This is a genomic window from Streptomyces sp. NPDC045846 (genome assembly GCF_056431605.1).
Map to the genome: position 1 here is coordinate 15585 of NZ_JBWKKJ010000016.1, position 26973 is coordinate 42557.

Annotated in this window: 29 protein-coding genes and 3 pseudogenes; 14 read left to right on the forward strand and 18 right to left on the reverse strand. The window is 69.3% G+C overall.

The features are described from left to right. Positions 1-102: 102 nt before the first annotated feature. On the reverse strand, positions 103-1350 hold the full coding sequence (locus tag AC07F3_RS34485; RefSeq protein ID WP_479118551.1) for a cytochrome P450: 1248 nt from the start codon (positions 1348-1350) through the stop codon (positions 103-105). Between the two features lie 143 nt (positions 1351-1493). Here AC07F3_RS34485 and AC07F3_RS34490 point away from each other — a divergent pair, with 143 nt between their 5' ends. From AC07F3_RS34490 to AC07F3_RS34500, 3 genes are all read left to right on the forward strand, one after another. Beyond that, positions 1494-3098, forward strand: coding sequence for an MFS transporter (locus AC07F3_RS34490; protein WP_479118552.1), 1605 nt, complete (start codon positions 1494-1496; stop codon positions 3096-3098). A 96-nt stretch (positions 3099-3194) separates the two neighbouring features. Continuing rightward, positions 3195-3488, forward strand: a complete 294-nt coding sequence (locus AC07F3_RS34495) for a phosphopantetheine-binding protein (RefSeq protein ID WP_469843295.1) — start codon at positions 3195-3197, stop codon at positions 3486-3488. 8 nt (positions 3489-3496) lie between these two features. Further along, the gene (locus tag AC07F3_RS34500; RefSeq protein WP_479118721.1) at positions 3497-4705 is read left to right on the forward strand and encodes a beta-ketoacyl-[acyl-carrier-protein] synthase family protein; all 1209 of its coding nucleotides are present in this window, start codon (positions 3497-3499) and stop codon (positions 4703-4705) included. A gap of 15 nt (positions 4706-4720) precedes the next feature. On the opposite strand, the gene AC07F3_RS34505 is transcribed toward AC07F3_RS34500, so the two are convergent. Further along, positions 4721-4876, reverse strand: a complete 156-nt coding sequence (locus tag AC07F3_RS34505; protein WP_479118553.1) for a hypothetical protein — start codon at positions 4874-4876, stop codon at positions 4721-4723. A gap of 3 nt (positions 4877-4879) precedes the next feature. Continuing rightward, the gene (locus AC07F3_RS34510; protein WP_479118554.1) at positions 4880-5011 is read right to left on the reverse strand and encodes a hypothetical protein; all 132 of its coding nucleotides are present in this window, start codon (positions 5009-5011) and stop codon (positions 4880-4882) included. A gap of 390 nt (positions 5012-5401) precedes the next feature. Here AC07F3_RS34510 and AC07F3_RS34515 point away from each other — a divergent pair, with 390 nt between their 5' ends. After that, positions 5402-5866 carry a hypothetical protein gene (locus AC07F3_RS34515; protein WP_479118555.1) on the forward strand — a complete coding sequence of 155 codons (465 nt, stop codon included), beginning with the start codon at positions 5402-5404 and terminating at the stop codon, positions 5864-5866. A gap of 1257 nt (positions 5867-7123) precedes the next feature. Here AC07F3_RS34515 and AC07F3_RS34520 read toward each other — a convergent pair. From AC07F3_RS34520 to AC07F3_RS34530, 3 genes are all read right to left on the reverse strand, one after another. After that, positions 7124-7363, reverse strand: a complete 240-nt coding sequence (locus AC07F3_RS34520) for a hypothetical protein (RefSeq protein WP_479118556.1) — start codon at positions 7361-7363, stop codon at positions 7124-7126. 23 nt (positions 7364-7386) lie between these two features. Beyond that, a complete protein-coding gene (locus AC07F3_RS34525) occupies positions 7387-7680 on the reverse strand; it encodes a hypothetical protein (protein ID WP_479118557.1) in 294 nt (97 codons plus the stop codon). A gap of 353 nt (positions 7681-8033) precedes the next feature. Further along, complete coding sequence (locus tag AC07F3_RS34530) at positions 8034-8969, reverse strand: alpha/beta fold hydrolase (RefSeq protein WP_479118558.1); 936 nt, start codon at positions 8967-8969, stop codon at positions 8034-8036. A gap of 65 nt (positions 8970-9034) precedes the next feature. On the opposite strand from AC07F3_RS34530, the gene AC07F3_RS34535 reads away from it, so the two are divergent. After that, the gene (locus tag AC07F3_RS34535) at positions 9035-9580 is read left to right on the forward strand and encodes a helix-turn-helix domain-containing protein (RefSeq protein ID WP_479118559.1); all 546 of its coding nucleotides are present in this window, start codon (positions 9035-9037) and stop codon (positions 9578-9580) included. A gap of 325 nt (positions 9581-9905) precedes the next feature. Here AC07F3_RS34535 and AC07F3_RS34540 read toward each other — a convergent pair whose 3' ends face one another. Together AC07F3_RS34540 and AC07F3_RS34545 are read right to left on the reverse strand one after the other, a co-directional pair. Beyond that, entirely contained in the window at positions 9906-11162 is a 1257-nt protein-coding gene (locus AC07F3_RS34540) for an MFS transporter (RefSeq protein ID WP_479118560.1), read from the reverse strand. Then, positions 11137-12315 (reverse strand): zinc-dependent alcohol dehydrogenase, encoded by a 1179-nt coding sequence (locus AC07F3_RS34545; protein WP_479118562.1) that lies wholly within the window; start codon positions 12313-12315, stop codon positions 11137-11139. Before AC07F3_RS34545 ends, AC07F3_RS34540 begins: the two co-directional genes overlap by 26 nt. Before the next feature lie 653 nt (positions 12316-12968). Here AC07F3_RS34545 and AC07F3_RS34550 point away from each other — a divergent pair. From AC07F3_RS34550 to AC07F3_RS34560, 3 genes and pseudogenes are all read left to right on the forward strand, one after another. Beyond that, on the forward strand, positions 12969-13112 hold the full coding sequence (locus tag AC07F3_RS34550; RefSeq protein WP_479118564.1) for a hypothetical protein: 144 nt from the start codon (positions 12969-12971) through the stop codon (positions 13110-13112). A 66-nt stretch (positions 13113-13178) separates the two neighbouring features. Beyond that, positions 13179-13409 (forward strand): annotated as a pseudogene (locus AC07F3_RS34555) (protein-L-isoaspartate O-methyltransferase); the annotation flags it as partial. A gap of 19 nt (positions 13410-13428) precedes the next feature. Beyond that, a pseudogene (locus AC07F3_RS34560) lies at positions 13429-13566 on the forward strand (protein-L-isoaspartate O-methyltransferase); the annotation flags it as partial. 192 nt (positions 13567-13758) lie between these two features. On the opposite strand, the gene AC07F3_RS34565 reads toward AC07F3_RS34560, so the two are convergent. From AC07F3_RS34565 to AC07F3_RS34575, 3 genes are all read right to left on the reverse strand, one after another. Continuing rightward, positions 13759-14265: a DUF2867 domain-containing protein gene (locus tag AC07F3_RS34565; RefSeq protein ID WP_479118565.1), complete on the reverse strand. Its 507-nt coding sequence runs from the start codon at positions 14263-14265 to the stop codon at positions 13759-13761. Between the two features lie 17 nt (positions 14266-14282). Continuing rightward, the gene (locus tag AC07F3_RS34570; protein WP_479118566.1) at positions 14283-14555 is read right to left on the reverse strand and encodes a hypothetical protein; all 273 of its coding nucleotides are present in this window, start codon (positions 14553-14555) and stop codon (positions 14283-14285) included. A 229-nt stretch (positions 14556-14784) separates the two neighbouring features. Continuing rightward, positions 14785-15942 (reverse strand): FAD-dependent monooxygenase, encoded by a 1158-nt coding sequence (locus tag AC07F3_RS34575; protein WP_479118567.1) that lies wholly within the window; start codon positions 15940-15942, stop codon positions 14785-14787. 78 nt (positions 15943-16020) lie between these two features. Between AC07F3_RS34575 and AC07F3_RS34580 the strand changes: the two genes are divergently transcribed. Together AC07F3_RS34580 and AC07F3_RS34585 are read left to right on the forward strand one after the other, a co-directional pair. Further along, positions 16021-16605 (forward strand): TetR/AcrR family transcriptional regulator, encoded by a 585-nt coding sequence (locus AC07F3_RS34580; RefSeq protein ID WP_479118568.1) that lies wholly within the window; start codon positions 16021-16023, stop codon positions 16603-16605. A 245-nt stretch (positions 16606-16850) separates the two neighbouring features. Then, positions 16851-17216 (forward strand): nuclear transport factor 2 family protein, encoded by a 366-nt coding sequence (locus AC07F3_RS34585; protein ID WP_479118569.1) that lies wholly within the window; start codon positions 16851-16853, stop codon positions 17214-17216. Positions 17217-17257: 41 nt separating this feature from the next. Here the strand turns inward: AC07F3_RS34585 and AC07F3_RS34590 are convergent, their stop codons facing one another. Continuing rightward, positions 17258-17389, reverse strand: a complete 132-nt coding sequence (locus AC07F3_RS34590) for a hypothetical protein (protein WP_479118571.1) — start codon at positions 17387-17389, stop codon at positions 17258-17260. Positions 17390-17594: 205 nt separating this feature from the next. Further along, positions 17595-17945, reverse strand: coding sequence for a hypothetical protein (locus tag AC07F3_RS34595; protein ID WP_479118573.1), 351 nt, complete (start codon positions 17943-17945; stop codon positions 17595-17597). A 343-nt stretch (positions 17946-18288) separates the two neighbouring features. Between AC07F3_RS34595 and AC07F3_RS34600 the strand changes: the two genes are divergently transcribed. Next, positions 18289-18525 (forward strand): hypothetical protein, encoded by a 237-nt coding sequence (locus tag AC07F3_RS34600; protein WP_479118574.1) that lies wholly within the window; start codon positions 18289-18291, stop codon positions 18523-18525. Between the two features lie 151 nt (positions 18526-18676). Here AC07F3_RS34600 and AC07F3_RS34605 read toward each other — a convergent pair. Next, a pseudogene (locus tag AC07F3_RS34605) lies at positions 18677-18769 on the reverse strand (IS21-like element helper ATPase IstB); the annotation flags it as partial. A gap of 76 nt (positions 18770-18845) precedes the next feature. On the opposite strand from AC07F3_RS34605, the gene AC07F3_RS34610 reads away from it, so the two are divergent. The 3 genes from AC07F3_RS34610 (at position 18846) to AC07F3_RS34620 (ending at position 22943) form a co-directional block, all read left to right on the forward strand. Then, positions 18846-19325, forward strand: coding sequence for a hypothetical protein (locus tag AC07F3_RS34610; protein ID WP_479118576.1), 480 nt, complete (start codon positions 18846-18848; stop codon positions 19323-19325). Positions 19326-19692: 367 nt separating this feature from the next. Then, positions 19693-20397, forward strand: coding sequence for a restriction endonuclease (locus AC07F3_RS34615; protein ID WP_479118577.1), 705 nt, complete (start codon positions 19693-19695; stop codon positions 20395-20397). Positions 20398-21335: 938 nt separating this feature from the next. After that, a complete protein-coding gene (locus AC07F3_RS34620; protein ID WP_479118579.1) occupies positions 21336-22943 on the forward strand; it encodes an outer membrane protein assembly factor BamB family protein in 1608 nt (535 codons plus the stop codon). Positions 22944-23054: 111 nt separating this feature from the next. On the opposite strand, the gene AC07F3_RS34625 is transcribed toward AC07F3_RS34620, so the two are convergent. The 4 genes from AC07F3_RS34625 to AC07F3_RS34640 form a co-directional block, all read right to left on the reverse strand. Next, on the reverse strand, positions 23055-23954 hold the full coding sequence (locus tag AC07F3_RS34625; RefSeq protein WP_479118580.1) for an NlpC/P60 family protein: 900 nt from the start codon (positions 23952-23954) through the stop codon (positions 23055-23057). Between the two features lie 100 nt (positions 23955-24054). Next, on the reverse strand, positions 24055-24534 hold the full coding sequence (locus AC07F3_RS34630; RefSeq protein WP_479118581.1) for a poly-gamma-glutamate biosynthesis protein PgsC/CapC: 480 nt from the start codon (positions 24532-24534) through the stop codon (positions 24055-24057). Next, the gene (gene pgsB / locus AC07F3_RS34635; RefSeq protein ID WP_479118583.1) at positions 24531-25727 is read right to left on the reverse strand and encodes a poly-gamma-glutamate synthase PgsB; all 1197 of its coding nucleotides are present in this window, start codon (positions 25725-25727) and stop codon (positions 24531-24533) included. The genes AC07F3_RS34630 and pgsB overlap by 4 nt, the downstream gene beginning before the upstream one ends. Next, complete coding sequence (locus tag AC07F3_RS34640; RefSeq protein WP_479118722.1) at positions 25727-26764, reverse strand: HAMP domain-containing protein; 1038 nt, start codon at positions 26762-26764, stop codon at positions 25727-25729. The genes pgsB and AC07F3_RS34640 overlap by 1 nt, the downstream gene beginning before the upstream one ends. Positions 26765-26973: the final 209 nt, after the last annotated feature.

The following is a 26973-nucleotide window of genomic DNA, read 5'->3' on the forward strand; positions in this document are numbered from 1 at the left end:
CTGACAAGCGCGGCCGACAGCCGCGCCCACTACGTCTACCGCCTCACCAGACCCACCGGCAACGCAGCCCGGCACGACAGCCTTGTCTGACCGGTCTCACGCCTACGGCACCGGGCAGCGCGTCAAGCGGACACGCAACCGCTCGACACGGCGGGCCACGAAGCCGAGGTTGTAGGTGACCCGCTCCTCGACCAGTACCGGTCTCGCGGACCACAGGGCCGACAGCATGTGGTGCGCTTCCAGCCGGGCCAGGGGTGCGCCGAGGCAGAAGTGGGCCCCCAGGCCGAACGCCAGGTTCCGGCCCCCGCGCCGCAGGTCCAGGCGGTGAGGGTCGGTGTAGACGAGGGGGTCGCGGTTGGCGGCGTTGAGCATCAACGTGAGGATCGTGCCCCGGGGAACCGCCGTCTCGCCCACCCGCGCATCGGTCAGAGCCGTGCGTACGGCGATGTGGACGGGCGGTTCGAACCGCAGCAGCTCCTCCACGGCCGTCGCCATGACGTCAGCGTCCGCCGGGGCGGTGTCGAGGACGCTGCTTTCCTCGGGGTGGGTGAGCAGCGTGTACAGGCCGTTCGCGATCAGCCCCACCGTGGTCTCGTAGCCCGCCGCGATGAGCTGTCCGCATGTCGCGACGGCCTCGCTGAGCTTGACGGGATCGTCCTTCCGCGCGACGTCCCGGGCGAGTTGGTCGATGACGCTGGTACCGCGGCCGTCGGGCGTACGGCGCAGGAGTCGGGTGAAGGTGCGGACGAAGTCGGTACGGGCCCGGGCGATGGCGGCCCGGGCGTCGGGGACGGCGGCCTGCTGCGGATCCATTCCACGCACGAGAAGTTCCGCCATGTCCACGAAGTCGTGCTCATGGCCGGGAGGCAGGCCCAGGACGTCGGAGAGGACCGAGGCGGCGAGCGGCTGGGCGAGGTCGGTGACCACATCCACTTCCCGCCGCTGCCATGCCTTGGCGGTGAGTTCGCGTGTGTACTGCTCGATCTTGGGGGCGAGCCGGGCGCCGGCCCGAGCCGTGAAGGCGCCGCTGACCCTGCCACGTTGGCGGTCGTGGTCGGGCGGGTCGGTCAGGAGGAAGGACCGGGCGGGCACACCGTAGGCGGTCATGTCACGAGCGGTGGCGGCGCCGTGTCCGAACCGGGGATCGCGCAGCACCTCGGCACACTCGGCGTGGCCGAGGAGGACCAGAGCGCCCGACGGGGTGCGGTGAACGGGGCCGGATCTGCTGCGCAGAGGTTCGGTGAACGCGTTGGGGTCGGCTCGATAGGCGTCGCTCGCCGTGTCGCAGTTCACTTGCTGCGCGATGAGGTCGGACCAGGAGACCGGGTCTGCGATGCGCGTGTTCTGCATGAGGTGTGACTGTAAGGGCCACCGTCCTCACCGCTGTCGAGCCACGTCGATCCGAGCTCCGGCATTCGTCGGTATCTGTCTGCCATTCCTTTGGCGGCATGTGGTGCCCGGGTGCGTCGCGCGGTCGATGGTTCGCTGGCTCCATGGCTGAATTCGTGACGGTCGAAGGCTGCCCCGGGGACTTGAGGGAAGAGGTGGGAGGGCTGTCGGAGCGGCGCCGGTGGGGGGCCGCGCTCACCGTGTGCCTGGGACTCTTCCTGCTCGGGCTGGATCTGACCGTGCTGAATGTGGCCGTCCCCGACCTGCGGGACGACCTGAACGCGAGCATGCGGCAGACCCAGTGGATCGTGGACGCCTATGTGCTGGCGCTGGGCGGGTTGGTGCTGACCAGCGGTGGGCTCACCGACCGCTTGGGGCGCCGACGCGCGTTCGTCGCGGGTCTTGTCGTCTGCGCTCTGTCCTCGGCCGCGGGCGGCCTCTTCCACTCCCCCGGCCAGATCATCGCCACCCGCGCCGGCATGGGCGTGGGCGCCGCCCTCCTGATGCCGGCGACGTTGTGCATCATCACCGACCTCTTTCCCGACCCCGCGCCACGAAGAAGTGCGATCGCCCTGTGGGCGGCGGTCGGTGGTCTGGGCGGCGCCTGCGGTCCCGTCGTCGGCGGCCAGCTCGTGGAGACGACGTCCTGGCGTGCCGCCTTCTGGGTCAACATTCCCATCGCCGTCCTCGCCATCGCCCTGGCGCTAGCGCTTGTTCCCGCCGATCCGTCCCGCTCGTCCCGACCTCGTCCCCGCTTCGATGTGCCGGGCGCCGTCCTTTCGGCGACTGGGCTGCTCGTCCTGGTGTGGGCCGTCATCGAGAGCCCCGGCCGCGGCTGGACGGATCCGCTCACGCTCGGCGCCTACGCGGTGGCAGTCCTGCTGCTCGCCGGGTTCATCGTCGTGGAACACCGCAGTGCCGCGCCGGTGCTGCCGTTGGCTCTGGTGCGTCCGGCGCGGGTCAGCACGGCGGCCCTGGCGTTGGCCATGATGTCGTTCGCCCTGTTCGGCGCCCTGTTCGTGGTCACCCTCTATCTCCAGGGGGTGTTGGGCTGCACGCCGTGGCAGGCAGGGCTGCGGGTGCTCCCGCTGCCTGCCGGGCTCATGGCAGGTGCCGCGCTGTCGCTGTGGGTCACATCCCGCCGGGGTGAGAAGGCCACGGTGCTGCTGGGGCTGATCACCGTCGTGGGCGCGTTCGGGTTCCTGTCCTACACGTCCGCCGAGTCCGGCTACGGACGCCTCCTGGTCTTCCTGGTCCTGAGCGGCGCCGGCGCGGGACTGACCGCCGCGGCCACAACCGCCTGTGTCATGAATGCCGTTCCGCACTCCAGTGCTGGCCTCGGCTCATCGGTCAACGACGCCACCCGCCAGGTCGGTGCCGCGCTCGGGGTCGCCGTACAAGGCTCACTTCTCTCCAGCGCGTACACCACTCGTCTCGACGACACGTTCGCGCGCGGCCAAGCGCCACTGACGCCCACAATCGCGAGTGCCTCGGACAACGTGCTGTCCGCCGCGGCGATCGCGCGCCGGCTGCCGCCGGGAGCACGGGAGCGGCTTCGCGCAGCGGCAGCGGACGCGTTCGTGCACGGGATGTCGCATGCCGCGCTCGCCGCGGCCGGCGTGACGCTGGTGGCCTTCCTCGTCACCCTGTTCCGACTCCCGGGCCGCGCCTTCGCCGAGGCGGCGCCAAGTGGTCCGCCAGTGCAGTGAATTATGGCGAGCGGGCGGGTGTCCCGGGGCACGCCGGGCCTGCGACGCCGATATCACAGGGGGCGTCGCACGGTACCTACCAGCAGAAAGGCCGCCTTGACCACCTCAGAAGCCGCCTTCACCGAAGAATCTCTCAAGACCATCGTCGTGGAGGAGTTCGAGATCTCCGCCAGCCAACTGACCGAGGACGCAACCCTCGAAGAACTCGGCCTCGATTCACTGGGACTTCTGGAACTCCTCGTGGCCATCGAAGCGCAGACGCACAAGGAGATCTCCAGCCTGGACCTGCCCATCTCCCCCAACACCCCGTATCACGAGGCCGCGCGCATCGTCACTCAGGCCGTGGCAGAGGCACCCGTCGTCGGTTCCGGCGATCTGGTCACGGGGTGACCTACGACATGCACATCGCCGTCACCGGCCTGGGCCTGGTCACGGCGGCCGGCGTGGGCGTCCCCGACACCTGGGAGCGTCTGTGCGCGGGCGTACCGACCTCCGCGCCCGACCCGGACCTCGACGGTCTGCCCGTCGCCTTCGCCTGCCGGGTTCCCGCGGCGCCCCTCAAGGCGGCGGCGCCCGGCCCTGCTTGGCGTACCGACCCGTTCATCCGATTCGCCGTGGCCGCCGCCCGCGAGGCCGTCGCCGACGCGGGCCTGGACCAGAGCGCCTGGGACGCACCCCGGGTGGCCGTCGTCATCGGCGTGGGCAGCAGCTCGCACGACATGACGCCGAAGGCGAGCGCCGCCCTGGCCGAAGGGCGCTTCCAGGCGATTCCGCCCACCCTCGTCCCGCGCAGCACTCCCAACATGGCCGCCGGGTACGTCGGCATGACGCTGGGCGCCGAGGGTCCCAACCTGTGCACCAGCACGGCATGCGCGTCGGGTGCGACCGCCATCGGCACGGCCGCTCTCCTGCTGCGGACGGGCATGTGCGACATCGCCATCGCCGGAGGCAGCGAAAGCGTCAGCCGCGTCACCTCAAGTGCTTTCTGGCGCATGGGCGCACTCTCCACGCGGACCCACGATACGGCCGGCGCGTCCCGGCCCTTCGACGCCGACCGGGACGGGTTCGTCCTCGGCGAGGGCGCGGGCGTCCTCGTCCTCGAACGGGCCACCGATGCCCGCGCCCGCCGGGCCCGCCCTTACGCCCTGCTCACCGGGTACGGGGCGAGCGGCGACGCCCACCACGCCACCTCACCCCACCCCGAGGGCGTGGGCGCGCAGCGCGCGATGCGCAACGCCCTCGCGGACGCCGGCCTGTCGCCCCAGGACATCGGGCATGTCAACGCGCACGCCACATCGACCCTGCTGAACGACCGTGTCGAAGCGCACGCCCTGCACGGCGTGTTCGGTACGGCGCCGCCGGTCACGGCCACCAAGAGCATCCTGGGCCATGCGTTGGGCGCCGCCGGTGCCATCGAAACCGTGGTGGGCGCCCTCACCCTGCGCCATCAGCTCATCCACCCGACGGCCAACCTCGATCGGCTCGACGACGGCATCGACCTGGACATCGTGACGAAGCAGGCCCGGCCCACCCGCGTCGAGGCGATGATCACCACGTCGTTCGGCTTCGGCGGCCAGAACGCGGCGCTGGTCCTGCAACGCTGCTGAACCGGTCCCTGCGGGTCAAGCCGCCGAAGTACTGTACTGGCGACCCATTTCGGTGACGAGGCTGCAGGAGATGTGCGCCAGGGTGGGGTCCGCGGCGATGAAGGCCGTTTCAACTCCGGCCAGTTCATGGTTCAGGCGGGCCATCGGCGTCTCGTAGTCGAGGTGGGCCACGCCTCAGACCCCTCGCACGACGATGTCGATTCCGGCTCCACGGCAGTAGTCGACCAGCAGCCCACCGGTGTGGGAGTCGACCGTGACGGACCGCGCCTCGTAGCGGACCGCGAGCTTGTCGAATCTCGTGGCCACAGCACGGTGCCCGTTGGGCGATTACTGATCTCGGCGTGTCGGGGGAAAGGCCGGTGCCAGCTATGAAGCCGTTGAGGACGCCGGGTAGGTACAGCGCCGGACTCGTCGGCATTCTCAGCGCCGCCCAACAGGGCGGCCCGTCACTGGTTCTTCGACCCGAGCCTGCCGGGAGCCCAGCCGCGACAGTTTCGCCGCACGGGTCGGGCAGCGCAAGGCCGGACAGAAGTTTCTGAACCCCCGGCGGGGGCGGGGCGGCGGGGGCGCGTGGCGTTCCGGCCGTGCGTGGCGCGCTACGTGCCGGGCTGTTCGGCGTCCTGGGGGTGGTGCGGGCCCGGGCCTGGGGGGTGCCCCCTATGTCCTTGGTCGAGCTGTGTGGCTCACAATGCGGTCGTGGATGACCAGGGTGGGGACTCGGTGTCGGTGTGGCGTATTGGCGGGGCGGCTCGCGTTGCGGGCTATGTAGTCCCGGCTGTTGTGGGGGTGAAGGCTCTCTCCTGTTGGGCGGAGTGGGTTTCCTCTCCGGGAGTCGAGGCGGCACGGTTGGCCGGGCTGTGGACAGGGCTGGCCGTCGGCGTGGGTTTGTTCTTCTGGTGGGCGATTCTCCGGGTCCGGCTTCAGATTTGTCCTGAAGGGATCGTGACGGTCAATCCGTGGGGGACCCACCGCCTGGGGCTGGACGAGGTGACCTCTGTGAGGCTTGGTGCGTGGGGTGTGGAGTTCCACCACCAAGACGGCTTCAAGACCACCGCGTATGCGCTGAGCGAGCTGGCTTGGGGAGCCTCGCAGGAGGACCGATTCGCTGAGTTGCTGGCTGCTCTGGAGGCGGACTCCACTCGGTCACCGCGCGATGCATGACGCAGTGAGCGTCTGGAACTGGCCGGTCCCGGTTCGTAGAACGTGCCGTCGCGGAGCATGGCGAAGCGGACGTCGGCCCGGCGTCGGGCGAGGCGGAGCAGAGCCTGGGTGTGGCGCCTGCCCTGGGAGCTGGCCAAGCGCGGCGAGGTAACCGGACTGCGCTACCCGGCAAGAGGAGATGGCCAACGCTCAGTCCTTGCCTCGGAGAGGCAGACGTGCATCGCCCAGGACACGATCGAGATGATCAGGGCGCCGAGCGCGGCGGTCCACAATCCAGCGCAGAAGTCTCACCTTGGCGGCCTCGGCCGGGGTCGGCACGAGGCGGCGCAGGTCCCGCAGGTGGCCCTCGTCCAGGGCCTACTTCTTGTCGTCGTAGGCCCTCGATGCCAGGGCGTCCTGGGCGGCGAACACGGACTTGATCCTGATATGTCCCACCTGTTGCTCGCGGAGAATTACAGCGTTCAGCTTGTGCTTTAGCCAGTGGCCACATCGCAGCCTGCCCCGCGCGGTTCGGCCCCTGCGCCGAAGGTAGGTTGGATTCTGTCGGCAGTGGCTGATTGCCGTAGCGTCGCGAAGGGAGCTGGTGTGACGCACGAGACGGACATCAAGGTCGGGACCAACGTGCGAGTCACCGGTGGACCGTTCACAGAGCCCCGTCGTGGCTGTTGACCATGTTCGAGGCCGTGTCGAGTTGACGGTGGACATCTTCGGCGACGCGACCAGGATCGACATCCCCGTGTCGGATGTCGTGAGGATTGTCTGATCTTTCCCTCACGGTCCGATCCGGCCGCGCTCGCTGATGGTCGCCGGACGGCGGCACAGCGGGCGGCGGGCGGGGGCGCGTGGGGTTCCGGCCGCGTGTACCGCGCACTGCGTGCCGGGCTGCGGGGCCGGACGGTGGCACAGCGGGGGGCGGGTGCCTGGTCGCCGGCGTCGGCCCGGGGCTGCTCGCCGGACGGGCCGGGCCTGGAGCCCTGGGTAGAACAGAGCGTCCTTGTAAGACTAGGAGTATGGGTACCAAACACCCGTGCACGACGTTACAAGCTCACTCAGGACCAGCTGAACGGACTACGGTAGCTCGTCGAATAGGCCTGACGGTCCGTCACTGACGGCGGCACGGCCAACGCACAAACCGATAGAGGCTCCCCGATCCTCGGCCGCCAGCAACACCCCGAGCCGCCCGGCCCCAGAGCAACGGCACACGACCCCAGCCCCCGGTGTCCCTGGTTCGGGCCCGAACCAGGGAACTGCAGCCGGTTACCGCCCCGCGTGGTCGATGACGTTCCCGTTGGAACAGTGGTTGACGTGGTCGGAAACGACGTTGCCAAGGACCGGCACGACGGCGACTTCCTGCCTGCAGACCGCAGAGGCAGCGAAGTTCCAGTTGTGGGCCGCGTTGACTCCACCGCCAAAGTTGTCGCCGTTGTCGGCATGAGCGGGAGCAGCAAGGGCAAGGCCCGCGACAGCGAGCGCAGCGGCAGAAACGATCTTCTTCATTCCTGGGGAACGACGCTCGCACATCAGGGACACGGGCGCTCGTGCAGTCTCTCCCCGGTTTTCGCGCCGCACGCGGCTCCTGAAGGGGACAGCCGGATTTCTCTGGAGGTCCCGGTACTGTCCGGCTTCCAGCTGTCGCCGCCGACCGTGAGACGGATGGTGACGTCTGACTTCGGGTCATGGAACGGCGCCACGAACTCTGGCGGCTGGGCGTACTGGCTGCCTTCCTCGCGGATGCTCTGTGCGCTCTGGCCGGCCGCGTCGATGCGCAGGAATTTCGTGTGCGGGTCGCAGTAGGAACCGCCCGTGAGGGTCACCCGCGAATGGGTTCAGGTCCCACTCGGCTGCGACGTAGGCGTTCACGCCGTCCACGACGAACGATCCCCGGGCTGCGCCTCGGTACTTGGCTGCCGACGTCTTCTGGTCCTGGTGCTGTGCGTGGTGATGTCCTCGCGATCGCCGACCGCGGCCAGACCCGCCGTCTCGGTCCAGCGGGCCTGTCGCAGCCTGGACAACGGTGAGGTGCCGGCTGCGCGACACCGGGGTCGGCGGCAGCTTCCAGCCCACCGCTCCCCCATCGAGAAGAAGAATCTGACTGGCCATGTCCAGGATGTCGGGAACCTCGCCTCACGGGGGTCTGATGGCGACGCCCTCGTAAGAGGAGACGTGGTCATCGTCCGAGCACGTCCTTGACTGCCTGGAACACGGCATCGGGGCGGCGCCAGTGGATGGAGGCATGCCCAGCGCCTTCAACCAGACGGTTCTCGCCGTGGGGGACCGACGCGGCCAGATCCGTGTAGAGCCGCCGCTTGCTGTCGATCTCCTCGTGCAGCAGCTTCTCGGATTCTCCGATCAGGACGGCCTTCTTGAAGTCGTCGATGTCCATGGCGGTGAGGGCGATCAGCGGCACGTCGGGCAGCGGTCCGGCGTGCCGCATCTCGTCGAGGAAACGGCTGCGGTGTGGCAGCACCTTGTATCCGTCCATGATCCATTCCGGGCTGACGTGGCGGTCGATGAGCGGTTCGCGGATCTCGTGCGGCCAGTCCGTCATCATCTGCCCGAGCAGGCGGCGATAGAGCCCGACGGCCTCCTGCGGGAGCCCGTCGGGCAGTTCCTGGTCCGGGTCCCATGTGCCCCGCATCCGGTTCAACTCCCCGGGCATGTATGCGCTGTAGTCCTCGTGGTCGGTCTCCATCAGGACCAGGCCCGCGACCTCCTCAGGGTGGCGCGTCGCGTAGAAGCGGGCATACAGGCCGCCGAGGGAGTGACCGACCAGAACGTAGGGGCCGGGCACCTGGGCGGCGCGCAGCAGTTGACGCAGTTCGCCGGTGACCTCGGCGCACCCCCATGGTTCTGCGACGCGATCGCTCCATCCCGTCCCCGTCCGGTCGTAGACCACGCTGGTGGTGATCTCGGCGACTCGTTCGTGGACGTTCCAGTAGTCGAGGCCGACTCCACCGCCACCCGGCAGAAAGACCACGGCCGGACCGCCGCTGCCTGCACGGTGCAGCAGCAGGCGCCGGCCGTCGACCTCGTAGAACCGGCCCAGCGGAGGTGGGGCGTCGCCGGCCGTCTCGGGACGGGCTTGTGAGGGCTGCTCAGTCATGGCTCACTCTCCTCCAGCTGCATTCCCAACTTTGGGAACGGTATCAGATATGGGATCGTGTTCCAGTGGACAAGCTCGACCTGCTCCTGCATCCGGTGCGGCTGCGCATCGTGCACGCCATGTCCGGCGGGCGCACGCGCACCACCTCCGACCTGTGCAGCAGCCTTCCCGACATCCCCAAGACCACCGTGTACCGGCACGTAGGTCTGCTCGCTGACGCCGGACTGCTGGAGGTCACCGACGAGCAGCGGGTGCACGGCGCCGTCGAACGCCACTATCGGCTGCGCCGCGAGCGTGCGGTGATCGATGCCGATGAGGCCGCGTCCATGTCCGTGGAGGACCACCGGCACGGCTTCACCGCAGCCCTGGCCAGCCTGCATGCCGAGTTCAACGCCTACCTCGACCGGGACGACGCCGACCCGACGGCCGACTCGGTGGGCTACACGCAGATACCGCTCTGGCTCGATCAGGACGAACTCACCGAACTGATCGACGAGATCCTCAGCGCCATCAGGTCCAAGAGACACAACAAGCCCGCACCCGGCCGCAGCCTCCACCTGCTGAGCCCGATCCTGTTCCCACTGGAGAGACCGCCCCACGAAGACGACTAAAGCGCCCGGGACCGAAAAAGCGCGCCACCCGCCCCGAACGCCCTGCCCAACACGGCGCGCCCAGTCGTGATCATGGTGGTGCTCTCGCTGCCCGTGCAGATCGCGAAGACCACGGACTTGCACAATCTTCCGGATGCGGCCTGGGGGCCGGGCCGATAGCACCGGACGAGATGGCGTCCGCGCACGGATGTCTTCTCGGGCGGGCCGGCGGGTCAGAGCTCCTTGCGGCGGGGGGCGTGTTGGCCAGACGGCATCGCCCGCCCATCGTGAACGGGTGCGTCGGCCGACAGCCCGCACAGGATGGAGCGGGCCGCCGGCCACCGGGTCAGGGGGTACGCGTGGGTGCTTGAGCGCGTTGACCGTCGTTGTGAAAGAGCGGGGCAGGGGTCGCCAACGCACGCAGAGCGAGCGGGATGATGGCTGCTGCGCACACGGCGACCAGAAGCAGCGACCAGCGCAGCGACACGGCTTGGGCGAGTCCTCCGATGGCGGGCGGCCCGATGAGGAAACCGAAGTAGCCGATGGTGGACACGGCCGCGATCGCGGTCTCGGGTGCGGTGGCTCCGGTCCGGCCGGCTGCGCTGACCACCTGCGGGTAGGCGACGGACAGCCCGAGTCCCATCAGGGCAAACCCGCCGATGACGGCGACCGGTTGCAGCACAAGGATCACAGCGAGGATTCCTCCGGTGCCGACTGCCCCGCCAAGCACCACGAGCCGGCGCGATCCGAAGGCTGCGGCCAGGCGGTCGCCGGCCAGTCGACCGGCGGCCATGGCGGCGGCGAAAGCGGCATAGCCGATTCCGGCCACGGCGGGTGCGTTCAAATCGTTCTTGAGGTAGACGGCGCTCCAGTCGCTCACTGCCCCTTCACCGAACAGGACGCAGAAAGCCACGGCCCCTCCGGCGAGGACTGCCTTGGTGGGCAGTGCGAAGGTCTTCGTGCGGTTGTCGGGATCAGGCGGAGCGGAAAGCAGCCCCAAGCCGGCTGCTGCGCCGATCAGCACCAGTGCCGCAGCGGTGGCGGTCAGATGCACACGGGCGGAGACGCCGTGGGCAGCCATCGCACCACCGGTGAGGGAGCCGACCAGGCCACCGACGCTGAACACGCCGTGGAAGGAAGACATCACGGGTCGGCCCCAGTGCCGTTCGACGACGGAGCCCTGTACGTTCATCGCCACGCCGAGGGCGCCGTTGCCCAGGCCGAGGACGATCAAGGCGGCGCACAACGTCCACCAGTTGTTCGCGTAGGGCGGCAGGGCAACTGCCGCAGCCAGCACGAGGCCGGAGATCCTCAGGACGTGGGCGCCGTTCAAACGCGTGCCGAGCCAGCCGGCCAGCGGCATGCCCACCAGCGAGCCCACGGTGACAGCCAGCAGGGCGGCGCCCAGAGCGCCTTTGCTGATGCCCAGACGGCTTTGCACGTCGGGGATGCGTACGACCCAGGATCCGAAGCCCGTACCGAGGATGAAGAAGAACCCGTAGACGGCGATCCGTGCCCGAAGGACCTCCGTGCGCGAAGGGGCTGCGCCGGACGTGGAACTGGTGCGGTTGGCGGACTCAGGAGAGCCCGGTTGGGATGTCACTCCTACCCCCCTGCGGACGGTTGGTGTCAGAGGTGAAGCTGATCGACGTTTTGAGGGACCGGCCCTGACCGTAAGCACGGAAGACATCGTGAACAGCCTGCTCGTCGCGGAAGTCGACGGTGCCGGTCAGCAGGGACGCGATGTCGACGCCGCTGTGCTCGATGAGCCCCAGGGCAGTGCGTGCCACGTGTGCGGTGCGGCGCATGGGAAATGCCCGCACGTCGAACGGCGCGGCCTGGACCTTCAGTCCCTTGGCGAGGATGAGCCAGGTTTTCACGCTCTGTGGCATGGCCGTAGCGCCGTAGACGACGTAGCTGGCGCCGGGCCAGGCGAGCATCATGGCGAGTTCGCGCACGTCGTAGCCGTGCGCGTCGACTTCCAGGTGGGGCAGGGCGTCGAAGACGTAGTCGGCGAAGTGGTCCTTGTGCTCGGCGACGAACGCCTCCAGTTCACTGGCTTGTTCGACGGTGTTGAACGCCTCGGCAGCGCCGAGCTTCAGGGCCTGGTCGAGCCGCTCCTGGTTGCGGTCGATGGCGACCACGTGGCCGACGCCCATGCAATGGATGAGGACCTGCAGAGCGAGCAGGGCGCTGGGCCCGCACCCGAGGAGGACCACGGTGTCACCGGGTCGGGGCGGGTTGACCAGCAGGCTCCGCAAAACAGAGGTCAAGGGCTCGGTCAGTGTCGCGAGGCCGGAAGGCAGACCTGGCGGGACGATGACGGCGGCGGCCTGATCAGCGTCGTAAAAGTTGCGTTCGGTGTGCCAGACACTTTCCCGCTCCGCGCCGTCGGAGGGGAACAGCGGGCGCAGGGCCCGGTATTGGGCCAATCCGCCGAAGTCGGTCTGGCCCCAGTACGTGAGGCGCTGCCCTTCTTCGACGGTGCCCTGCAGCTGCGAGCCGACGGCCACGACCCGGCCGACGTACTCGTGGCCGGGGATGATCGGCCACGACTCGGGGATGAGATGACCGCGGTAATAGGAGATGTCCGTGGAGCAGATGGACACGGCCTCCGTCGCCAGGACGACTTCGTCCGGGCCGCACACCGGGTCTGGTAAGTGGGTCCGGACGAGTGCGCCCGGACCGGGCATCAGGTAAGCCTGCATGAACAGCCTCCCCCGTGAAGGTTGTTGGTCATTGCCGTACCGCTCCATCGGCTACCCGTTAACCACTCAAGCAACAGCGATCTACGTCACTTTGGTAGGTTGCGGGGCGGCCCGGCGCGTAGGTGTGCCGTTGCGGCCTCATGCCGACGGGGGCCTTCCGTGAAGGTGGCGCGGTTTACCCAGAGACACGGTGCTCCAGATCAACCAGCCCAGGGCGCTGCACTGTAGTGCGGCAGCTCTCCCTGGCCGTTCAGTCTTCCTCGATGCCGGCGCCGAACCTCCTGAGGAGCGCGACGGTGTGGCGGTCCGCCGACTAGATGCACGATCGGGAGGCAGGAGACTGTGCGGCCGCCTCGGGCCGCTCCTCGCCACCCCGGCAACGGGCTGCTGACGCCCGTGCAGAACACCAGGAAGGCATTCTCCGAGCACTCCGCCGCAACTCCTCCGTTCCGACGCGAAAGAACGGGACATGACGACCCGCCGTCAAGGCGTTCGATGAAGTGCGCGGGGGCCTGCCAGGCCATCGACCCGGGCACGCGGGGTCTGCGCCACGATGGAGGGCGTCCGGTCCGCTGCGAGGAAGGCGTATGTCTAGGGAAGCATGAGAAGCCGCCGGCCGATCCGTCCCAGGGCAAGCCGCCTCCCGGGAACTCCGACGGGAAGGATCCCGATCCGCCGCCCAGCGATGGAAAGCACAGGAAATGACGACGCTCCCACCCTCCCCCGGCCTGAGGCAGTTGATGGCTGCGATGGAGGAGCACGGGGCGTGGCCCGAGCGCTCCCCGTGGACCCGCGCCGCGGTCCAGGCCCTGGACCGCGGGGTGTTCGCGCCGGGGCGGCTGTGACGGTGGGACGGCGAGGCGTATGTGCCCGTCGACCGGGCCGTCGATGAACAGGGGTGGGCGGCCGAGGTGTATGGCGACATCTACGCCGCCGCCATCACCCAGGTCCACGAGGGTCTGCCCTCCTCGAGTCTGTCGTGCACCGCGGTCGTCGTCGACATGCTCGACTCGCTGCTCCTGGAGGAGGGGCACCGGGTGCTGGAGCTGGGCACCGGAACCGGCTGGAACGCCGCCTTGCTGGCTCGCCGGGCTAGGTTGGGCCCGGTCACGAGTGTCGAGGTCGATGAGCAGCTCGCGGCGGCCGCGCGGCGGCGCCTGGATGCGGTGGGTGCCGGGGTGCAGGTCGTGCCCGGGACGGTTCGTCCGGCGCGCCGCAGGCGGCCCCTACGACCGTGTCATCGCCACGTATGCCGTCGAGCGCGTCCCGTGGGCGTGGGTCGCCCAGACCCGCCCCGGTGGCCGCATCGTCACCCCCTGGGGACACCTGGGACATGTGGCCCTCACCGTCGCCGATGACGGCGCCTCGGCCACGCTGACTGTCAGAGTGCAGGAGTGGCGATGTGTCCAGCGCCTCCACTACCTGGCACCGAGACGGGTCAGGGCGTGCGGCGGCGCGCCGGCAACCACCGCCTGTCCACGGCGAGTAGGGTCAGGCGGCCGCTCGCGCCACGACGCGCGGTATGACGAGGTTGTGGAACGGCCGGATCGCTCTGAAGTACAGGCGCCCCCCGTTGTTGTGACAGTGGACCACGGTGGTGCACACGCCTTCCGGCCCTCGCGGCCCCGTTCGCACGGCGAAGGAGGTGCGGAAGTCCAGGTGCTTGTCGTTGTCTCCCGCCAGCACCTCCTCGTCGGAGACCGTGAGGATACGCAGCGGACCGAGATGCCTGCCCGGCTCGATCGTCACCTGGTCGGCAGCGACCCGCTGTTGCGTCTGCAGCCCGAACGGCGTCATTGCCGCGTCGCGCAACTCGAGCAGCTTGTGGACCCACTCCGGGGTCGCCGACAGCACGGAGTGGGTGAAGTCCACCGCGGTGGTTCCCACGGGGAGGTCCACGGCCACCGCGTCGACGTGATCACACCCACCAAGGCTCGCGATAGCGGCCTCCGCGACCGGAAGCGCGTTCCTGCGCACGGTTGGTTCCTTGAAAGTCATTCTGAACGCCCCTTGGTTTACTTGATCTCGCAGAACGCCGCGCCGACCACCGGGAGTTGGACCGGCCGGTGCCTGGGCCCGCGACGAGCGGGGCCGAGCCGTCCCGGCACGTCCTCGTCCAGCCACCCCCGCTCCACCAGACGCTTGAGCTTCACCCTCGCGCCCTCGATCTTCCCGGCCGTCACCGGCAGCCCGATCCTCGGCACAATCTGCTTGGCCTGCAGCGGGCCCGGTGCGTCGGCGATGACTTCCATGATGTCCCGGTACACGTCCGGCAACCCCGCTGTCACCAGACCCTCCCGCCAAGGCGACCATCATCACCCCCGCCCCGCGCGGCTCCGGCTCCGGCTCCGCCGATACGCCCAACGCGACGTCCCTCTCCGCGGCCGAACAACTCAGCCAGCACCGTCGTGACGGTCTCCCGCGTAATCACCAGCCGTGACAGGTCCTCACGGGCCTTCCCCCGCCTCGCCACCACCCGCGCCCGCGCCAAACAGCAAGCCGTCGGCTAAGCCACGTTCAGGTCGGGAGGCGGAAGCCGTCGAACAGGGCGTCCAGGGCGCGGCGCGAGATCCGCTCGGGGGTGGCGCGCAGAGCCGTATTGCGGGCTGCGACCGCGAGGGGGTGGGTGAGCCCGGCCACCCGGCCCGCGCGGCGGGCGCGTACGAGGATCGCGTTGGTCCGCGCGTGCCGGGCGTCGGTGTACGCGGCCAGGGCTGCCGGTACGTCGTCGGCATCGAGCAGGTGCGCGAGGACTACGGCGTCCTCGATGGCCTGGCAGCCGCCCTGCCCCAGGTTGGGGGTCATGGCGTGAGCGGCGTCGCCGAACCAGGCCAGCCGGCCGCGGTGGTAGCGAGGGAGCGGTGCGGCCAGGTCGTACAGGTCGTGCTGGAGGACGGTCGCCGGGTCGATCCGCTCCAGCAGCGCGGGAATCGGGTCGTGCCAGGTGCCGAAGCGGCGCAGGAGTTCGGCGCGGACGTCGGTCGGCCCACTGCCTTCCGGGACGGTGGCGGTGGCGTAGAGGTACACCCGCCCATCGGCCAGCGGTACGACACCGAAGCGTTCGCCCCGGCCCCAGGTCTCGGCCGCGGCCGGACGCGGCATCCCGTCGGCGTGCAGTACGGTCCGCCACGCGGTCTCGCCGCTGTAGCGCAGGCCGGGGTGGTCCGGGAAGAACCGGCGGCGCAGGGGGCTGTGGATGCCATCGGCGGCCAGGACGGCGTCGGCGGTGAGGTCGCCGGCCGAGGTTCGGACGACCGGGGTGCCGTCCGTGTCGTGGGTATCGTCCACGGCGGTCACGGCCGCGCCGTACCGGATGGTGCCGGCCGGGAGCGCTGCGGCCAGGGCTGCCGCGAGGTCCGAGCGGTGCACGGCGAGCGGCGGGCGCCCGTATCGCCGGGCCATCGTGGCCGTGTCGGCCCGGTTGAGCCAGCCGCCGTCGGGACGGCGCAGGCCCATCGCGGCCGGTACGGCCTCGCCCGCCCAGTCGGTGGCGCCGAATCCGATCGCGTCGAACGCGCGGAGTGCGTTGGGCGCGAGCACGATGCCCGCACCGGCCGCCGTTGGCCCCTGCGCCCGCTCGCACACCGTGACCCGCCAGCCGCGCCGGTGCAGGGCCAGCGCCGCCGTGAGACCGCCGATCCCCGCTCCGACCAAGACCACGTGACGCTTCGACATGGCTTTCCCCTCCCGGCCACCCAGAGCCCTCTACATCCGTAGAGGCATGCCTTCACTCTACATCTGTAGAGTGAAGGCATGTCCACCCCTGACCGCAGAACACTGATCGCCGACACCGCGATCGCCACCGTGGCCGCCGCCGGGCTGCGCGGTCTGACCCACCGCGCGGTCGATTCCGCCGCGGGGCTGCCCGCAGGCAGCACGTCGTACTACTTCCGTACGCGGACCGCGCTGATCGGCGCGTGCTACCAGCGCCTCGCCGACCTCGACATCGGTGACTTCGACGACGGGCCGCCCCCGCTGCCGGACCGGGACGCGGCCGCGGCCGCACTCGCGGCGCTCCTGCACCGCTGGCTGACCGTGGGACGCGAACGGCAGCTGGCCCGCTTCGAACTCAGCCTGGAAGCCGCCCGCAACCCGGAACTGGAGAGCGAGTTCCACCGGGCCGGGCTCGGCGCGCGCACCCGCGCCGCCGGTCTCCTCGCCGGGCTGGGCGCGGCCCACCCCCGCGAAGCGGCCGAGCTGCTGGTGGCCTGGACCGACGGACTGCTGTACGACCGCCTCGCAGGCGCCCTCGCGAGATCCCGTCCTGCCCCCGACCTCGCCGAACTGACCGCCGTCACCCGGCGGATGATCGACGCGGCGCTCCTCGGTCCGCTCTAGGAGACGTGCTGGGAGGCCGGTTTCCCCTCGTCACCCGGTTCTCGGCCCCCCGCGCTGCCGCCGAGCAGGGCGGCGCCAAGGCCGGTGAGCGTGCGCACGACGGTGCTGCCGATCCGTGTTCCTTGGCGGTGAGGCTCTGTGGACGTCTCGTGACAGCACTTGTGCATCGGCTCGGACGGCAGTTGTGATCAAGCAGCCCAGAAATCTTGATCAGAAGCGATGGCACGTGGCCGTAGGGTTCGGGCATGGCGGACGAGAGTGAGCGAGCTGTTCAAGCGGCCACTGATGCGGAGCTGAAGCTTCTCGATCCTGAGGTGCGCGCTTCGCGGGCCCTTGTCTCGGATCTGCTGGACCCTGAGTTCATCGAGTTCGGGGCATCTGGCCGCCGGTGGGACGCGACATCGATCCTCGCCGTGACGAGTGCTGGCTCAGTTGATCCGGAGTCGCCGGTCAAAGTCAGCGAGATGTCAGGGGTCTTGCTCGCTCCGGGCGTCGTTCACTTGACGTATTTCGCTGACAACAGCGGCCGCCGAACATGGCGAAGCTCCCTGTGGCGTCTGACGGAAACGGGTTGGTGCATGTACTTCCACCAAGCCACTTTGACCAGCTGAGCGACGACGGCCCGCTGCCCGTCAGGGCGGCGGCCGTCGAGTCAGGAGTCCAACGTCTTCCGCACCGTCCGCCACGTCACACCGGGCTTGCGCTCAAGCTCCCCCGTCGACATGCTGCCACGGTGGTCACGCCGGATCGCCGCGCACAGCTCGACCTTCGACATCCGCGGCATGACCAGCACCTTTCACCAGGAGGACGTCGATGCTGCCCTGGCAAGAACGTCGGTGCCTCCCAGACTCGTCGACATCACCCATCTGTGGATCCGGGCGCCTCCCAACCCCATCGGCAAGCGACGTCGCTACTGCTCGATAAAGCCAGTTCGGGTGCCTCTCATCCAACTAGCGCAAAAATGGAGCCATCGTCCTCTAGGGACAAGCTCAGCACACGCTGGGACGGTCGCACTCGAACCACACCGAGTGCGCGGTGGGCTCGAAGCCCGGCGTGTTCCATGCTGTGCCACGCCCCGGGTTTCCCGGAGCAGCGACCGCCACCTGCTGGTGGCAGTCGGAGGTCGCGTAGATGTGCGCAGTCTTGTCCGTTGCGTTGGTGCCGTTCGTCGCGCCGTCCCTCACCAGGACGTTGCACCTGTCCGTCGGAACATTGCGCAGCCCGATCTGCAGCCCATGAGCGGTTGTGTACAAGAAGTCGCCGTGGGCAACTCCCCCGGCCGTGGCAGGTGATGCCGCACCTGCCACGGCCAAAAGGCCGGCGATGGACAGGGTGAACATGGTGCTGATCCGATGGGACATAGGTCCTCCCCGTCGCTGTCGCACCTGCGGTGCGCCGTGTACCACCAGCCGGTCCACGCGCTGACGTAGGGGTCAGGCTTCTGGTGGCATGCATGCTCAAGTGTGACCACGCAACCGAGGGACACGATAGGGCTGAAACTCGCCAAATGGCAGTAACCGGAATTATGTTCTCGTGTCGCCACCAAGTTCATCTTCTGTTCTCAGCAGGATATCTCCGGCATGTCGAGTACGCCCGAGCCGGGAATCAGTCACGCCGAAGATCGTCGACGGCCAAATCCCCAAAGCACTGGCCCAAAGGCCGGGGTCGGTCGCGGCAGGCGGTGTGGCGGAGCAGGGCGACGAAGCCGGCTGCGCCGAGTGTGCCGACGCGCGCGCCGGCGGCGATCAGGGGGCGTGGTCGCCGGTGCTGTTCGTGGTCTCGGCACATGCCGCGAAGCCGCCCTTGGGCACAACCGTGGTCTGCGAGGTGTGGTCCGCGAAGGAGACGGGTTTTGTGGGCGGCGGTGGCCGGGGCGGCTCGGCGCACCCGCTGCGGGTGGCCGGCGTGCGTGACGGTTGAAGTAGTGGGGCTGTTGGGCCGGGCTTGCACGCCCCGGTTCTGCGTCCCGGCCGCCGCTCGCGATCCGCCCCGTCTCCAGGAAGGGCCGCCCTCGAAGCGGCGGCCGGGACTACGCGTTCGATGGGCACGTCCAGGGCCAGGACAGCAAGCTGCCGAAGGTGAATCGGTCAATGATGGCCACGCAGAGCCTTGGGTCGGTGAAGGGATTGCTCCAGCGGGTGAAAGCCTCGTTCGAAGCGACGGAACTCCATCAAAGCCCAGAGCTGATCCTCGGCAACGGCACACACAATGGCCACAGTCCCGGAGCTGGAGAGTGAGAGTTGACGCAACAGCTGGCCTCGTACGAAACCCTTGTGATGCCGGACTACGGCGGATTCGACCTGTACGACGCGGATTTCGACGTGCGTGACAACGATCTGATCACCCCCGCGTCCCTCAATGTTGCTGCAAGCAACGGCTACGAAGTGATCGTGGTGCCCGCCCAGTCACAGTTCAAGGTGAAGCTCCGCATCGAGACGTGGGACGCGGAACCCCCGCTGCCCGAGGCCTGGGAAGGACACCGCGACCTGCGCATGGAATTCCCCACCGGACTACTCGTCATCTCGGAGCGCACCAGGGGCGCCTGGGACATCCCAGTCCCGGAAGGCGACCACCACGCACGCCTCTCCTTCCGCGGACGCCAGCAGGCGCAGCAGATCGCCGCCACCTCAACGCCGCACGCCGATCTCACCCAGCACGAAGGAACGGAACAGTACTTGCTGCAACTGTGGCCCCAGGCGCCGTCGCACAACCCCACCTGAGCGTCGCTCCTCCTGCCTGAGCGCCACCAGGCAACGGAGATCAGCACGCTCACCCGGGACCGGGTCCACCACTCGGTTCGGCCAGCCGCGGGGCACCGCCCCGAGCCACAACTCCCGTTCCAGCGTGGCGAACCAACCCCCGCTCACCACTGAGCGCTCGGCCTGGCCTTCGCGGCCGGCCCGACTCACTCGCCGCGCCCCGTACACCACCCGGCATACGGAGCACGGTGGTTGATGGGGCCTTGTCCGGGGCTGCGTGGATGGGGTGCGGGCGGGCAGATGGACACGGAAGTGATCTTGCTGGGTGTGAGGTTGCTTCGCTGTCCGTCCGCCTTGCCACGAGTCCGCAGTCCGAAGGAGCCCTCCCATGACGATGCCGGTCCGCCGTCACCCCGCCGTCGCACAGCGTCGGCGTCACGCGTTCAGTCTGCGCACCACCTCGCTCGGGTTCGGTCTGGTGGCTCTCGTGGTCTGGGGGGTGGCGCTGATGTTCAGGACAGCCGTCGCGCCGCGCACGGATCCGCTGGGCGCCGTCCTCGCGCTGCTCGCCCTGCTGTTGCTGTCCACCGCGGCGATACGCATCGGCCGGGTGCGCCGTGCGGCGCGCAGAGCGGCGCTCGTCACGGCGCCGGAGCAGCCGGCGCCCGTGCTGCCGCCCACCGTCGGCGCCCCGCAGGCCGCCGACTGCGCCGACATCGACCCGTTCGCCTTCGAGGACGCAATCTCGCGGCTGTGCGAGCGCGACGGCTGCTCGGACGTCCAAGTGGTGGGCGGCGCGGGCGACCTCGGCGCGGATGTCCTGGCCACCACGCCGGACGGCCGCAGGCTCGTCGTCCAGTGCAAGTGCTACGCGCCGGGCCACAAGGTGGGCTCCCAGGACCTCCAGCGCTTCGGCGGCACCTGTTACGCGGTGCACGATGCCGAACTGGCCGTGGTGGTCACCACCAGCGAGTTCACGGACCCCGCCCTCGGCTATGCAGAACAGTGCGCCATCCTCTGCTTCGACGGTACGTCGCTGGGCGCCTGGAACAACGGGACGGGCCCAGCTCCGTGGGAGCTCCCCGCGCGGTGAGGTGCCGGGACCGCGGCAACGGCGAGAGTGTTGCACTCGCTGACGTAGCCGTGCGGTGCGCGCAGCGGGTGGTCCGCGCCGTCGGGGGCGAGGAACGGTGTCCACTCGCCGGGGCGGGTGGCTGGCTCGCGCCGGTGACGGAACATGCGCCCCGGGCCCACCCCACCGCTCAGGCGGGATGCGGGTTCCAGTCCTCGGGTCCACCGTCCGCCACTCGATCAGCGTCGTCGCGGACGGCCGCGGCTGCGACACCGTCATAGGCGGCCTCTGTGTCTGCGCCGCCGTCCGCAGCTGGATCACGGCCGTCGTGCTCTGCGCGGGAAAACCGTTCGTCCCTCCCTCCCAAGATGCCGATCACGACTGGCGCAGCTGCTCTTTCTTGCACGCCGCCCTCGGTACACGACTGTTGTCACGCGCGGGCTCCGGTGCGCGGCGCTGCGCCGGGGTGCACTCCGTTGAGCGCTGTTGTGCGCCCTTTCCTCTGGATGGGCAGATCTGGCTGCTCGGCGCAGACTCCCTACATACGCCGTCCTCAGTCGAGTCTGCTGTGCAATGGGCGGCCGGCAGGAGACTGACGCTGGTGGTCCTGGGTGCCCTGCTGCGCCGATCTGCGGTACGCATCCCGGCTCGTGCGTGCGGCGCAAGGAAAGACCCTTTGGCAGGGAGCCGCCAGTAATGGACTCGGCATCGTTGACCCCCACGAGCACGGTCACCGTCGCAGTTGCGGCCGGGACGGCATCAGCCGGCGTCCACCGCACCTGTCCGGCCGTGCGCATACGCGGTGCGCCGGTATGCGAGGCCGACCGGAGCCGACGGCGTCCGCCGGGACGGCGTCCGCACTGAGCAGGCGTCGGGCGGCACGTCCACGGTCTCCGACGCCGCGCGGCCCGAGGGCCCCCGCATCGTGCTCAGCCCCACTTCGAGTCAGGAGGTCCGCCATGCGACAACTCGCCAGGCCGGTCATGACGGTAGCCGCGGTCGCGGTGATGATTCTCGGCAGTGCACTGGCCCCCTTGGGGGCGGCGGCACCGGGCACAGCGGGATGCTCGGGCTCGGCGGCGCCCGGAGGTGACTGGCCGATGTACGGGCGGGACTACGCCAACACGCGCACACAGCAGGACGAACACGACCTGCCGCCGCTCAAGGCCGCCACCCTCACACCACGCTGGGTCTACGACACCGGCAACCGTTCACAGGTGGTGGGCTATGAGGACATCGCCGGCACACCGGCCGTCGCACAGGGATGTGTGTACATGGGGGATGCCGCCGGCGACGTCGCCGCCGTGGACGCGAACACCGGCCACCTGGTGTGGCGCACCCACATCGATCTCACCGTCAACGAGACGGGCGCCCGAGCCGGCGTCGTGGTCTCGACGGCAGCCGTGGACCAGCGGCAGGTGTTCGTGGCGGTGAACAAGTCCGGGGGGCCATACGTACTGGCGCTGGATGCAAAGACCGGCAGCCGGCTGTGGCAGAGCCCCCCGCTGGACTCGCAGCCCGGTGCCTACACCCACGCCACCCCGATCGTGTATCAGGGGGCCGTCATCGTGGGCTTCTCCGGCCCGGAAGGAGTACCCACCGCCCAGGGCGGGTTCACCATCCTGCGCGAGTCCGACGGCCGCCTCCTCAAGCACAACAACACCATCCCGGAAGCCGACCAGTTGGCCGGTGACGCCGGCGGCGGGATCTGGAGCACTCCCGCGGTGGACACGGCAACCGGATACGCGTACGTCGGGACCGGCAACCCCTTCAGCAAGCAGCACGAAAATCCGCGGACCAACGCCATCCTCAAGATCGATCTGGCCCAGACCAGGCCGACCTTCGGCACCATCGTCGCCTCCTACAAGGGGCTGATCGACCAGTACGCCCCGATCGTGCGCGATCTGGCGCGGCCCACCTGCATGCTCCTCCCGGAGGATCCCACGCTCCCGGCCTTCCCGCCTTTCCTCCCCCCGTTCCAGGAAGCCCGCGACAGCGTGGCCTGCCTGCAGCAGGACCTGGACTTCGGTGCCGCACCGAACCTGCTGCGCGGCCCGGACGGCGCACTGCTCATCGGCGAGCTGCAGAAATCCGGGGTCTATCACGTGGTCCGGGCGGACTCGATGCAAGCCGAGCGCCGGATCCTGCTCGGCGTCGGCTGTCTGGTGTGCAACGGCGGCTCCACCGCCTACGACCCTGCGGCCCGCCAGGTGTATGCCGATGTGTCCCCCGGCACACTGATGGTTGCCTTCCAACCGGACGCGAGCACCGCCTCATGGCTTTCACCCGTCGGTGACGGCATCCACTACCAACCGACCGCCACCGCGGACGGAGTCGTGTACACGGCCGACTCCACCGGCTTCCTCGACGCCTACGACGCGCGGACCGGCCTTCAGATCCTCCGCCGGTCCCTGGCGATCGACGGGGCGATCGACGCCGTGGCCGCGCTGGCCAGCAACGGAGTCTCCATCGCCAATCACACGGTGTACGTCGCCGCCGGCAGCCGGATCATCGCCTACCAACCACCCAGCCTCCCGCGAACACAGCGCGCCGGCACCAACCACTAGCCAGGGCACGCCCGCAGCACCGGGACAGCTGAGCATCCTCTCCCGTCCGCGGGCCGACCCCTACCGCATCGCAGAGCCTACTCGGATCACTGACACCGCCTTCGGCACTGGTCACAGTCGCTTTGCGGAGCGGAAGGCACGGGCGTAAAGGCCGGCGCCGTCGAGCAGGGACGCGCCACCCTTGTCGCCCATGGTGGGGCCGTTGGCGGTCTTTCGGCTGGAGATGAAGCGGTGGTGTCCCGTGGAGTCGAGGCCGAGGAAAATGCCGACGTGGTCGACCTGGCGTCCGGCTTCGGGGCTGGCGTTGAAGAACGCCAGGTCCCCGGGCTGAAGCCGGGCAAGGTCGGTGGCTTGCCGGTGGGTGTTGGGGACGACGGTGACGCCGGGACCGTCCTCGGCCATCATGACGGCCCGGCGTGGCAGTGCCCGGCCGGTGGGCCGACCGAACTCCAGCGGATAGCCGGAGCGGTACCCGTAGACGGTGCGGACGAAGCCGGAGCAGTCCAGCGAACCGTAGAAGTCGCTCCTGGGTTCGCGATGGCGCCCGTTCGCAAATGTCCAGCCGATGCCGAGGTAGTCGGTGAAGTCGGCGGTTGCCCGTCGCTCGTCGTCGTCTCCCATCGGGCCGTAGGCAGCCTGGCCCGCGAACCGGATGCCCTTCCCGTCGCGCTGGTCGGCTGCGCCGCGGACGTACTGTGTCGCGATGTCCAGGACGTCGGGCTCCCTGGTGGTCAGGGCGGTGGCGAGCCAGCCCTGGAACCACTCCTCGTGCCGTGCATCCCAGTGCCACGGCTGCGGCGCGAGGCGGACGACGGCGCTCGTGGTGACGGTGGCCGCGGTCGTGTCCGGTTCCGTGAACGTGCGCTGCGGGCCGGTGAACACCACCGTGCGGGCGCCCTCGGTCAGCACAGCCAAGGTTCGGCCGCGGTCGTCGCGAACGACGCTGCGCAGGGTTCCGGCCAGCCGTTCCAACCGCGGGGTGTCGCCACCGCTGCCGACCACGAACACCACCGAGGCCAGCGCAACAGGGCGAGGACCAGAATGCCGACCAGCAACTCCGGTCTGCACCACAGGGTTTGGGCGGTCGCGGGGGTCGTCCGCCGGTCTCCTGTCATGGCGAGTCCGCCAGGTGGAGGAGGAGTCCGCTGGCGAGGACGGTGTAGGTGAGTGCGGTGGCGGCGGTGGTGGCCGCGGCGGTGGCCAGGACCGGCTGCCGAAGAAACTGGTACGCGATCAGTCCGGGGACGATGAAGCCGAGGGTCTGATGAGTGAACAGCAGCGGATACTCCTTCAGCAGGAAGAGCGAGAACGTCATCTGAAGGAACACCCCCAGCAGGACGACGCTGGCGAACAGGCGCTTGCCGTAGAGGATGACGACCTTCCGGGCGGCGGCGGCAGCGGCCCAGGTGAGGCAGGTCACCGCGGCGATCAGCAGGATCCGGCGCCAGTCCTGGACCAGGGTGACCGCCAGCCAGGCCGGCGTGATCATGCCGCCCGGGGACAGGTTGGTCACCAGATAGCAGCCAAGGCCGAACAGCAGCCCGATGGCCAGGCCCAGGGTCGCGACCTCGGCCGACAGCGGAGCGTTCACCGGTCGCTCCCCTGCCCGATCGCGAGGGATCCGACGTGCTCCAGCAAGCGTTCTCCTTGGCCATGGATATTGCCCACCGTCACGAGCGAGGCCGTGCCGTTGACCTGGTCGCTGATGGCGCGCCAGATCTGGGCCGGATCCCGCTGGGGCCCGCCGAGGTCCAGAATCCGTCCCGGCCAGTCGGCCGGCACGGCATCCCGCGCGGATCTGGTCGGGTGCCCGATGAGCACCAGGGTGTCGGTGTCGAGTGCGGACACGATGCGCCCCATCTGGCCGTTGCGGTCGATCCGGTCGGGGCGGCAGTTGATGAGGGTGATGAAGGGCGGCTCGATCTGGCCGGACTCGACCAGTTGACGGACGTTCATGACCGTGGACTCGGGGTCGTTGGCGGCGAAGACGTTCGCCAGTCTCACGGTGCCGTCCTGCGTCCGGTAGTCCTGGACGGTGAGCACTCCGGGGTCGGGCGGGGCCTCGTACATACCGCGCAGCGCCGATGCCCGGTCCACACCGAGTTCGGCCGCGACCGACAGCGCTATGGCCACGTTCTCCTTGAAGGTGGTGTAGCCGAATCCGGCCATCTCCTCGTCGGACACGGACTCAGGCTCGACAACGCGGAGTTGGCAGCTGCGACGGGACGCTTCCCTTTGCAGCAGGGCACGCCGGTCGCGCTCGGCGGTCACACACACCCCGCCGTCCGGCATGGCGCGTGCCAGCGACCGCGCGACATCGTCCAGGGTCGGCCCCATCTCCTCCAGGTGGTCCTCGCGAACATTGCAGAGCACCCCGATCGTCGAACGAACCAGCACCTTCTGGTTGATCTCCTGCAGCGCCGGCTGGACGGCCATGCACTCCATGACGAGGACGTCCGGGCGCGCCGCTGCTGCCCTGCGGACGATGCCGATCTGCTCGACGACGTTGGCGATCCCGTGTTTGCGGTAGACCGGTTCCTCGGTGGCGTCCGGGTGGATGAACCGGGCCGCCGTGCCTGTCGTCTTCGCCACCACCCTCAGGTTCCCGCCGCGCAGAGCACCTGCGGTGAGGCGGGTGATGGAGCTCTTGCCGCGGATGCCGTTGACCAGGATCCGCACCGGAATGCGCTCCAGATTGCGTTCGTGACGGCGCCGCTCCACCACACCGGCCAGGAAGAGACCCAGCAGGGCCAGCGCGAAAACGCCGTACAGATAGTGGGCCATCACGGCACCTTCCGGGACGCTCCGGCAGCCACCCGCGTCCGGTCGGGACCGCCCTTTATCGAGGCATCAGCGGCTATCGCGGCGCGGATCTGCTCAAGTGCGCGGGCGACCAGGCCCAGTTCGTCGTATCGGCGCACCTCGATGGCGTCGTGAAGTCCGCCGTCGGCCACGCGCTCCGCATCGCGCACGAGGCGGCGCAGAGGCCGTAGCCACACCACGTACAGCCAGCCGAACACGCAGAGGGTGACCACGGTCAACGTCTGTGCCAGCAGGATGGCTTGGTCGCGCGCCTGAGTCTGGGGCAAAAGAACGGTGTCGACGCTGCGCGCGGTCACCACACGCCACGGTGGTCCGGGGTGTTTCGCGTCACCGTGCACCGGTGCGGCTGCGACGATGTCGCGGGCATCCGAACTGCCGTCACCCATCGACACGACCGGCTTGTCCATGCGCGCCGCACGGCGCAGCTCGTCACGTGCCAGGAGCTGGAACGCGGTGAAGCCCGCCGTCGATGCGAGCACCTCTCCCTGGGCATCAACCACCCATGCGGTGGCGGGTCGGACGGCATCGAATGCGTGCTGCATTTTGGCGAGGTCATATTCGGCGACGGCGACCGCCCTGCTGTTGTTGCCGTACTTGAACGGCGCGTACTGGACCACCACCGGCACCTTGTCGATGGAGGTCGCGTCGCTGCTGCCGGCGCGGGTCGGAGCGACAGGCACCTGGTCTGGATGCGCCGTGGTCCCGGCGCGGGCGAGCACGCGCCGCGCCGAGTCCAGCACGTAGACACTGCGGTAGCGCCCGTACCGCTGCTTGAAGTCCTTGACCTGGCTGTCGAACCTGGCCGTGTCGGACCCCAGGGTGAGCCCGTCCGCGAGCTGGGCGAGGTCCAGTTCGCCGGCGTGCAGCGCACGCCTGACGTGCTGCGCCGCGGCGGCCGTGACGTTTTGCTGGTTGTCCAGTATGGCCGCGGGGACGGTCACGCCCCGGTTGACCCGGCCGCCCAGGGCCAGCGCGGTCCCCGCCACGGTGAGCAGCATCAGCACGCCGCAGGTCCAGGGAACCCATACCGAGGAGGCGAGCCTGCGCGTGCGGCCCGAGCGGGCTGCGGCACTCCTGCTCACCGCGTCGAACCCCGGCGTAAGCTGCACATGTTCTGGACTTGAGGTCGCACTTTCAATCCCCTCCCGTTGCACCGGTGTTGGTGCCGTTGCAGGATCCTGGGAAGAGCCTGAAGTTTTGATGAGGC

What these genes read in the sequence shown, in the direction of transcription:
- AC07F3_RS34485 (WP_479118551.1), bottom strand. Translation starts at nt 1,350, where the DNA reads ATGCAGAACACGCGCATCGCAGACCCGGTCTCCTGGTCCGACCTCATC.
- AC07F3_RS34490 (WP_479118552.1), top strand. Translation starts at nt 1,494, where the DNA reads ATGGCTGAATTCGTGACGGTCGAAGGCTGCCCCGGGGACTTGAGGGAA.
- AC07F3_RS34500 (WP_479118721.1), top strand. Translation starts at nt 3,497, where the DNA reads ATGCACATCGCCGTCACCGGCCTGGGCCTGGTCACGGCGGCCGGCGTG.
- AC07F3_RS34520 (WP_479118556.1), bottom strand. Translation starts at nt 7,363, where the DNA reads ATGAAGAAGATCGTTTCTGCCGCTGCGCTCGCTGTCGCGGGCCTTGCC.
- AC07F3_RS34530 (WP_479118558.1), bottom strand. Translation starts at nt 8,969, where the DNA reads ATGACTGAGCAGCCCTCACAAGCCCGTCCCGAGACGGCCGGCGACGCC.
- AC07F3_RS34545 (WP_479118562.1), bottom strand. Translation starts at nt 12,315, where the DNA reads ATGGAGCGGTACGGCAATGACCAACAACCTTCACGGGGGAGGCTGTTC.
- AC07F3_RS34550 (WP_479118564.1), top strand. Translation starts at nt 12,969, where the DNA reads ATGACGACGCTCCCACCCTCCCCCGGCCTGAGGCAGTTGATGGCTGCG.
- AC07F3_RS34565 (WP_479118565.1), bottom strand. Translation starts at nt 14,265, where the DNA reads ATGACTTTCAAGGAACCAACCGTGCGCAGGAACGCGCTTCCGGTCGCG.
- AC07F3_RS34575 (WP_479118567.1), bottom strand. Translation starts at nt 15,942, where the DNA reads ATGTCGAAGCGTCACGTGGTCTTGGTCGGAGCGGGGATCGGCGGTCTC.
- AC07F3_RS34580 (WP_479118568.1), top strand. Translation starts at nt 16,021, where the DNA reads ATGTCCACCCCTGACCGCAGAACACTGATCGCCGACACCGCGATCGCC.
- AC07F3_RS34585 (WP_479118569.1), top strand. Translation starts at nt 16,851, where the DNA reads ATGGCGGACGAGAGTGAGCGAGCTGTTCAAGCGGCCACTGATGCGGAG.
- AC07F3_RS34590 (WP_479118571.1), bottom strand. Translation starts at nt 17,389, where the DNA reads ATGCCGCGGATGTCGAAGGTCGAGCTGTGCGCGGCGATCCGGCGTGAC.
- AC07F3_RS34595 (WP_479118573.1), bottom strand. Translation starts at nt 17,945, where the DNA reads ATGTTCACCCTGTCCATCGCCGGCCTTTTGGCCGTGGCAGGTGCGGCA.
- AC07F3_RS34615 (WP_479118577.1), top strand. Translation starts at nt 19,693, where the DNA reads ATGACGATGCCGGTCCGCCGTCACCCCGCCGTCGCACAGCGTCGGCGT.
- AC07F3_RS34620 (WP_479118579.1), top strand. Translation starts at nt 21,336, where the DNA reads ATGCGACAACTCGCCAGGCCGGTCATGACGGTAGCCGCGGTCGCGGTG.
- pgsB (WP_479118583.1), bottom strand. Translation starts at nt 25,727, where the DNA reads ATGGCCCACTATCTGTACGGCGTTTTCGCGCTGGCCCTGCTGGGTCTC.
- AC07F3_RS34640 (WP_479118722.1), bottom strand. Translation starts at nt 26,764, where the DNA reads ATGCTGCTCACCGTGGCGGGGACCGCGCTGGCCCTGGGCGGCCGGGTC.